The sequence below is a fragment of the Acinetobacter sp. NIOH-H-8 genome (genome assembly GCF_046635365.1).
GTDB lineage: Bacteria > Pseudomonadota > Gammaproteobacteria > Pseudomonadales > Moraxellaceae > Acinetobacter.
The window spans coordinates 1-6,947 of sequence record NZ_JBHDVN010000084.1 but is presented as its reverse complement, the minus strand read 5'-3'; the positions used below and the strand labels follow the sequence as shown (position 1 = coordinate 6,947).

Genomic DNA, 6,947 nt, shown 5'->3' with positions numbered 1-6,947 from the left:
ACGGCTTATGCCACAATTAAAGGTATTGAAGTCATGCGTGCACTACGTAAAGGACAAGCATCGTCATTTTATTATGGTCAGCCTCAGGGTGAAGTGTGTCTAATCAACAGGGTTTTCGGTCTCTAAGCACTTTTTAAAGGGAACATCATCGACTCAAATCTCTATTTGCAACAGTGCCCTCGATAGCATTCTTTCTCATCTGTAAGAGACGCTAATTCAATTGTTCCATAAAAGATATTGCTAATCTCTTTCAAAACTTTTTTATAATCTTTTGGAAAAATAAAACCTATTTTTCGTTCATAAGCAGATATGAAAATATCATCAGGTAGTTCTATGTTTAGACGACTATTCCCAGATAGTTCTTTTAATTCTTGAATAATGTTATCAAGCTTATTTTGCATATACATTCTGCTCTATCGCATTAAAGTTCTTACTACAATTTAACATAATGGCTGTTATGCGAAACGAGATCTACCAGCTCTCGTTTTTTGTTATGGAAACTGCTAAAATTCAAATACGCCATTGACGTATAAAGAGTCCATGTTATTTATTGAAACCAGCATCTTTACCAAGCAAATTAAAGACCTTGTATCTGATGAGGAATATCGTCAACTTCAGCAAGATCTTTTGGTACAGCCTGATAGAGGTGACCTAATCAAGAATGGCGGTGGTATTCGCAAAGTACGTTGTGCTCAAGGTAACAAAGGGAAAAGTGGTGGGATACGGGTGATTTATTATTGGGTCACCGAGGATGATCAGATCTTTTTCTTAGTGGCTTATCCAAAATCAGTAAAAGATAATTTAACAGATAAGGAAACCGCCATTCTGCACCAACTCGTGAAGGAGCAATTTCATGGATAACAACTTATTTGATGACTTGGTTGCTTCAATCAAAGAAGCTGGAGCTATCAAACGTAAAGAAGTTAAAGCAAGCCGAGTTACAGAACTCGAATTGCCTGATATTAAAGAAGTACGTGAAAAAACTGGCTTGAGCCAAAATGAATTTGCTGCACGTCTACATATTAGCCCCCGTACCCTGCAAAATTGGGAACAGGGACGACGCTATCCAACTGGACCAGCAGCTACATTGATTCGAATTTTAGATGCTCACCCAAGCCTTATTTGAAAAAATTACTTAAAAAATGGGAGCTTAAGGCTCCCATTTTTATTTCGTATAAGGTGTATTATGTTAATTTTAGAAAATCTTCACTACTATTATTTTAAAATAAGCCTTATATCCAAGCATAAAACAAGGTTGTCTAGACTTCTTTTAACAGTAAAGTTATCATAAAACTGAATTTTATTTTTTAGGTAAGTTTATGCATTCTATCCGCATTCGTTAAGACACAACTATTTGCATAGTGACACTATTTTATAATGGTGGGCTTTTGTTGTGTCTTTAAGAATATATGCGGATATATAAAGTAAAAGTATGCTTAATTTATAAGTATGCTTTTAGTGCATAGTTTCCAGTTATAACTTAATTGACTAGCTATTTGTCCACCCTGTGGATGAATAGCTTTTTTTTTGGGAGGACACTGTGATGCTAGCTTTTGTTTTCACCTAAATCCTGTTTGCTGCATAAAAAATTTCAAGAGCTAAACAGGAGTAAATAAAAATGAGTTTAATTATTAAAGCGAGAAACATACGCTTGGATTATGCTGGGCGTGATGTTTTGGATATTGATGAATTGGAAATTCACTCTTATGACCGTATTGGTCTTGTGGGTGATAACGGAGCAGGAAAGAGTAGTTTACTCAAAGTACTTAATGGCGAAATTGTTTTAGCCGAAGCGACATTACAGCGTTTTGGTGATTTTGCACATATCAGCCAACTGGGCGGAATCGAAATAGAAACGGTCGAAGACCGGGCAATGTTATCTCGCCTTGGTGTTTCCAATGTACAAAACGACACAATGAGTGGCGGAGAGGAAACTCGTGCAAAAATTGCTGCCGCATTTTCCCAACAAGTACATGGCATTCTAGCGGATGAACCAACCAGCCACCTTGATCTCAATGGAATAGATCTACTTATTGGTCAACTTAAAGCATTTGATGGAGCATTACTTGTTATCAGTCATGACCGATATTTTCTTGATATGGTTGTAGACAAGATATGGGAGTTAAAAGACGGTAAAATTACGGAATATTGGGGTGGTTACTCGGATTACTTGCGTCAAAAAGAAGAAGAGCGACAACACCAAGCCGTAGAATATGAGCTGATGATGAAGGAACGGGAGCGATTAGAATCTGCTGTGCAAGAAAAACGCCAGCAAGCTAATCGATTAGACAATAAGAAAAAAGGAGAAAAATCCAAAAACTCTACCGAAAGTGCTGGACGACTTGGGCATGCAAAAATGACTGGCACCAAGCAAAGAAAACTGTATCAGGCAGCTAAGAGTATGGAAAAGCGTTTGGCTGCATTAGAAGATATTCAAGCACCAGAGCATTTGCGTTCTATTCGTTTTCGTCAAAGTTCAGCCCTAGAACTGCACAATAAGTTCCCGATTACGGCAGATGGTCTGAGCTTAAAATTTGGTAGCCGTACTATCTTTGATGACGCTAACTTTATAATACCGCTTGGCGCTAAAGTCGCTATAACTGGATCGAATGGAACAGGGAAAACGTCCTTGTTAAAAATGATATCAGAACGTGCTGATGGATTAACCATATCTCCAAAAGCTGAAATTGGCTACTTTACACAAACAGGATATAAATTTAACACGCATAAATCTGTGCTCTCCTTTATGCAGGAAGAGTGCGAGTACACAGTTGCGGAAATTCGTGCAGTATTGGCTTCAATGGGGATCGGAGCGAATGATATTCAAAAAAACTTATCCGACTTATCGGGAGGTGAAATCATCAAACTGCTTTTATCCAAAATGCTTTTAGGAAAATATAATATTTTGCTTATGGATGAACCAGGAAACTATCTTGACCTAAAAAGTATTGCCGCATTAGAAACAATGATGAAGTCCTATGCAGGAACTATTATCTTCGTATCTCATGACAAGCAATTGGTCGATAATATTGCTGACATTATCTACGAGATCAAAGACCACAAAATCATCAAGACTTTTGAGAGAGATTGTTAATGATAGCCAATCTAATCCGAACATTAATTATTGAACTCTTTAAAGGAAATTAAAAATGACAATTCAAGATATTCAATCACTTGCTGAAGCACACGGCTTGTTGCTTACGGACAAAATGAATTTCAATGAAATGGGCATTGATTTTAAGGTCGTTTTTGCTCTTGATACAAAGGGGCAACAATGGTTGCTGCGTATTCCTCGTCGTGATGGCATGAGGGAACAAATCAAGAAAGAAAAACGCATTTTAGAATTGGTAAAAAAACATCTTTCTGTAGAGGTTCCTGATTGGAGAATTTCATCTACAGAATTAGTGGCTTATCCCATACTTAAAGATAATCCTGTTTTAAATTTGGATGCTGAAACCTATGAAATAATTTGGAATATGGACAAAGATAGCCCGAAATACATAACATCTTTGGCAAAAACCTTATTTGAAATCCATAGTATTCCTGAAAAAGAAGTTCGGGAAAATGATTTGAAAATTATGAAACCTTCAGATTTAAGACCTGAAATAGCAAACAATTTGCAGTTAGTAAAATCTGAAATTGGTATAAGTGAGCAATTGGAAACCCGCTACAGAAAATGGTTGGATAATGATGTTCTATGGGCAGATTTCACCCAATTTATACATGGCGATTTATATGCTGGGCATGTACTAGCTTCAAAGGATGGAGCTGTTTCAGGCGTTATTGATTGGTCAACAGCCCATATAGATGACCCAGCGATTGATTTTGCTGGGCATGTAACTTTGTTTGGAGAAGAAAGCCTCAAAACTCTAATCATCGAGTATGAAAAACTAGGGGGTAAAGTTTGGAATAAACTATATGAACAGACTTTAGAAAGAGCAGCGGCCTCTCCTTTGATGTATGGTTTATTTGCCTTAGAAACTCAAAATGAAAGCCTTATCGTTGGAGCAAAAGCTCAGTTGGGAGTTATATAATTTAAAAATATGATTGCTGAGAACTGCCTTGTTTTGAAACTTGGTTGGCTTTAATTAGTTTTTAGTATTCTTTATAGAAAATGCCTCGATCAAGGGGCATTTCTAACAATCATTTAACATAAAATTTCTTATGTGAAGTAACCTGAATGCAGCGGTGCCCCATTGGGGGCGCGTTGAGATAAGCCTCTTTTAGATAACTTTAGCAACTCGATAGACAGTTGCAACTCCACAATTCACTGCTTTGGCAATTTCTTCCTTAGTCATATTGCCAACTACTAGCAATTCTTTTATTCGTTTATGTTTAGCCTCATTTGCCTTCTTGCCTGTTGGTTTGTAACCCGAACGTGCCAGGCCCTGCTTAATACGTTCTATACGTTTCTCATTGTCTAGGCGGGCCATTGTTGCCAGAAGATCAATCAACATATTGTTGATGAGTTCCAAGATTGAATGAGTAATGCTGTCACTGGTTTGAATCATTTGGTAGGTAGTAGGAAGATCTGCTACGACTAAACGAAGTCCCTTCTCCTGGATCCTGCGCTTCAGCTCTTGAAAATCTCGTTGGGTTAGGCGTGATAAGCGGTCAATACTTTCAACTAACAATGTGTCACCTTGATTTGCTTCTGACAGTAGCTTATTCAATTCAGGTCGGTCTAACTTCGTACCACTATAGTTTTCCACGTACACAATGGTTTCACCCAAATTCAAGTTTTGGTTTAGATCCTGAAGAATCTGCAAAGCCCTTTCTGCATCTTGATCTTTAGTTGAAGCTCGTAGATAAATACGTGTATTCATTTCTATCATTTAATCTTAATTCTATTAGATTAATGATAATACTATCATTTAATTATTGCATTAAGTCTAATGATAGATATTGTATGCGATTTGGCTCGCTATCATTCAGGTATACTCTTTTGATAAAAAAAGCATGACTAAAAGCCATGCCTTGGGAATTCGTATAACGTGTATTATGTTAATTTTAGGAAATCTAAATTTTCTCTAAGAAACTTTGGATAGTTGTTAGTACCTCTGTTTCCTTTTCTTTGTGAGGGAAATGACCACAATCTTTTAGAATTTCTAGCTCTTTATATCCATTAGAAAGCTGAATAAAGCGTTCTGGTTGACTCAAAGTTGCATATTCATCATTTTCCCCATGTATTACTAAAAGAGGACATTCTATTTTTGATATAAAGGCATCTATATTCCAATTACGGAATGCTGGTGATAACCAAGTATCGATCCATGCTCTTAATACCCATTCAGCTTTATCTCCATGAAACTTAGCTAATTTCTTAATGAATTGTTCATTATAAAAATTAGCTTCCGCATCTTTTATACCCTGTCGAGTAATTTCTTCCACCATAGACTGTGCGGATATAGTAATTGCTGCTTTGCAACGGTCTGCATATAGAGCAGCTATTACAGCAGTCATCCCACCACCAACACTATGGCCCATAACAATAAATTGATCTATTTCTAGATGTTGTAGTACAGCAGCAAAAGTTGTTTCTGCTTCCTCAGTAATAAAATTAAGAGATAATTTTTCTAAGGGTGAGGAGTTTCCAAATCCTAAGCGATCATAAGCAATAACTTCTCTCTGGAGAAATTCAGCTAATCGTTGAGGAAAGCTTTTCCAAAGCTCAACGCTTCCTAAAGATTCATGAAGCAAAATAATGGGAGTTTTATGAGAAGCAGGGACAATCCATCGTTTAAAAAATATAGATTTATCACCTAATTTTATAGTTTCTTCTACAATATTCATTTTGTATTCAGCTTAAAAAAGATGCTGTTATTCTAATGAAAAGTAGAGCATTTATACTGACCGTAGAGTCGCACATTTAACATAATGGTGGTTATACGCAGTCAAAAATGGGAGCCTAAGCTCCCATTTTTATTGATGATTTTTTAATTCTTTAAGCATGGCATCCCGTAAAATTTTATTCATTCGTGTTTGATAGCCTTTGCCTTGGGCTTTTAGCCACTGCATGACATCTGCATCGATGCGAACCGTAGTTACTTGTTTAGTCGGCTTGTAAAATGGATTTTGCACTGCATTTTTCCAGAAGCTGTCATCAAGTTCAGGAATATCTGAAAAATCGATTTCACTGTCTGGACGTTTAGCTAACGCTTCCAGTCTTGCCTTTTGTTCTTCAGACAAAACAGGAGGATTATTCAAATCCATTTTGTAGGTAACGGTTTTGCTCATATTGTTTCCTCTCTTTTTTCTCTGCCTGTCGTGCTGAAATAATACGGATATGATCAATCCCATTATGATCTTGTACAGTATGAGCCACCAATAAAACTGTCTGCCCGTGTACGAGACCTATCGCTTGCCAACGATATTCACCATTTTCAAAGCGATCCTGTTTGAAGACGGCATGAGCATCATAAAAAACCAAGGTTGCATCTTCAAAAGCTACACCATGTTTTTTGAGGTTTGTTTCTGCTTTATGCTCATCCCATGAAAACTCAATTTCCATAGTTGCATCGCTTTTGTTAATATAAAAATGTTAATACAAAATTGTAAATTTTGCAAAGTTGTTCCATTTTCTATTGGCAAAATCTTACAGAATCGAACATAAAAAAGCCGACTTGTTTCAAAATCGGCTTTTTGGGCATTTTGAGATTTTTCTGATTTTATTAAGTATCTGATATTTATATTAATATACAAGTGTATTGCGTGTAACCACCATTATGTTAAATGGACATAAATCAATTCTAAAATTATCTATGATAATTCTATACTTTTACTTCGATACTGCGGTTAGGGTGGATAGAAAAGAGTCTAACTGCTATCATTGCCCCCGAAATCCTCCAAAATAGATATCTTTCTTAATATGACACTTACGCCACCATAAGTTTATTTACCTCTTAATTCAGTAAATAACTCATCACTGTCTAGTGATGTGGTGTAGT

At 36.5% G+C, this 6,947-nt stretch carries 9 protein-coding genes and 1 pseudogene; 5 read left to right on the top strand and 5 right to left on the bottom strand.

The window, feature by feature from the left end:
* Nucleotides 1–126 (top strand): annotated as a pseudogene (locus tag ACEWB7_RS16740) (IS6 family transposase); the annotation flags it as partial.
* Between the two features lie 35 nt (nucleotides 127–161).
* On the opposite strand, the gene ACEWB7_RS16735 reads toward ACEWB7_RS16740, so the two are convergent.
* Entirely contained in the window at nucleotides 162–401 is a 240-nt protein-coding gene (locus ACEWB7_RS16735; RefSeq protein WP_228154121.1) for an SMI1/KNR4 family protein, read from the bottom strand.
* A gap of 139 nt (nucleotides 402–540) precedes the next feature.
* Between ACEWB7_RS16735 and ACEWB7_RS16730 the strand changes: the two genes are divergently transcribed.
* From ACEWB7_RS16730 to ACEWB7_RS16715, 4 genes are all read left to right on the top strand, one after another.
* The gene (locus ACEWB7_RS16730; RefSeq protein WP_000897307.1) at nucleotides 541–861 is read left to right on the top strand and encodes a type II toxin-antitoxin system RelE/ParE family toxin; all 321 of its coding nucleotides are present in this window, start codon (nucleotides 541–543) and stop codon (nucleotides 859–861) included.
* Nucleotides 854–1,126, top strand: coding sequence for a NadS family protein (gene nadS, locus ACEWB7_RS16725; protein WP_000369781.1), 273 nt, complete (start codon nucleotides 854–856; stop codon nucleotides 1,124–1,126). Before ACEWB7_RS16730 ends, nadS begins: the two co-directional genes overlap by 8 nt.
* Nucleotides 1,127–1,618: 492 nt before the next feature.
* On the top strand, nucleotides 1,619–3,094 hold the full coding sequence (gene msr(E), locus ACEWB7_RS16720; RefSeq protein WP_000052512.1) for an ABC-F type ribosomal protection protein Msr(E): 1,476 nt from the start codon (nucleotides 1,619–1,621) through the stop codon (nucleotides 3,092–3,094).
* Between the two features lie 55 nt (nucleotides 3,095–3,149).
* Nucleotides 3,150–4,034: an Mph(E) family macrolide 2'-phosphotransferase gene (locus tag ACEWB7_RS16715; protein WP_000155092.1), complete on the top strand. Its 885-nt coding sequence runs from the start codon at nucleotides 3,150–3,152 to the stop codon at nucleotides 4,032–4,034.
* A gap of 189 nt (nucleotides 4,035–4,223) precedes the next feature.
* Here ACEWB7_RS16715 and ACEWB7_RS16710 read toward each other — a convergent pair whose 3' ends face one another.
* The 4 genes from ACEWB7_RS16710 to ACEWB7_RS16695 form a co-directional block, all read right to left on the bottom strand.
* Nucleotides 4,224–4,835 carry a recombinase family protein gene (locus ACEWB7_RS16710; RefSeq protein ID WP_015060246.1) on the bottom strand — a complete coding sequence of 204 codons (612 nt, stop codon included), beginning with the start codon at nucleotides 4,833–4,835 and terminating at the stop codon, nucleotides 4,224–4,226.
* A 184-nt stretch (nucleotides 4,836–5,019) separates the two neighbouring features.
* Nucleotides 5,020–5,793: an alpha/beta fold hydrolase gene (locus ACEWB7_RS16705; RefSeq protein WP_099143537.1), complete on the bottom strand. Its 774-nt coding sequence runs from the start codon at nucleotides 5,791–5,793 to the stop codon at nucleotides 5,020–5,022.
* A 129-nt stretch (nucleotides 5,794–5,922) separates the two neighbouring features.
* Nucleotides 5,923–6,237 (bottom strand): BrnA antitoxin family protein, encoded by a 315-nt coding sequence (locus tag ACEWB7_RS16700; RefSeq protein WP_038350244.1) that lies wholly within the window; start codon nucleotides 6,235–6,237, stop codon nucleotides 5,923–5,925.
* Nucleotides 6,200–6,511 (bottom strand): BrnT family toxin, encoded by a 312-nt coding sequence (locus ACEWB7_RS16695; protein WP_038350243.1) that lies wholly within the window; start codon nucleotides 6,509–6,511, stop codon nucleotides 6,200–6,202. Before ACEWB7_RS16695 ends, ACEWB7_RS16700 begins: the two co-directional genes overlap by 38 nt.
* Nucleotides 6,512–6,947: the final 436 nt, after the last annotated feature.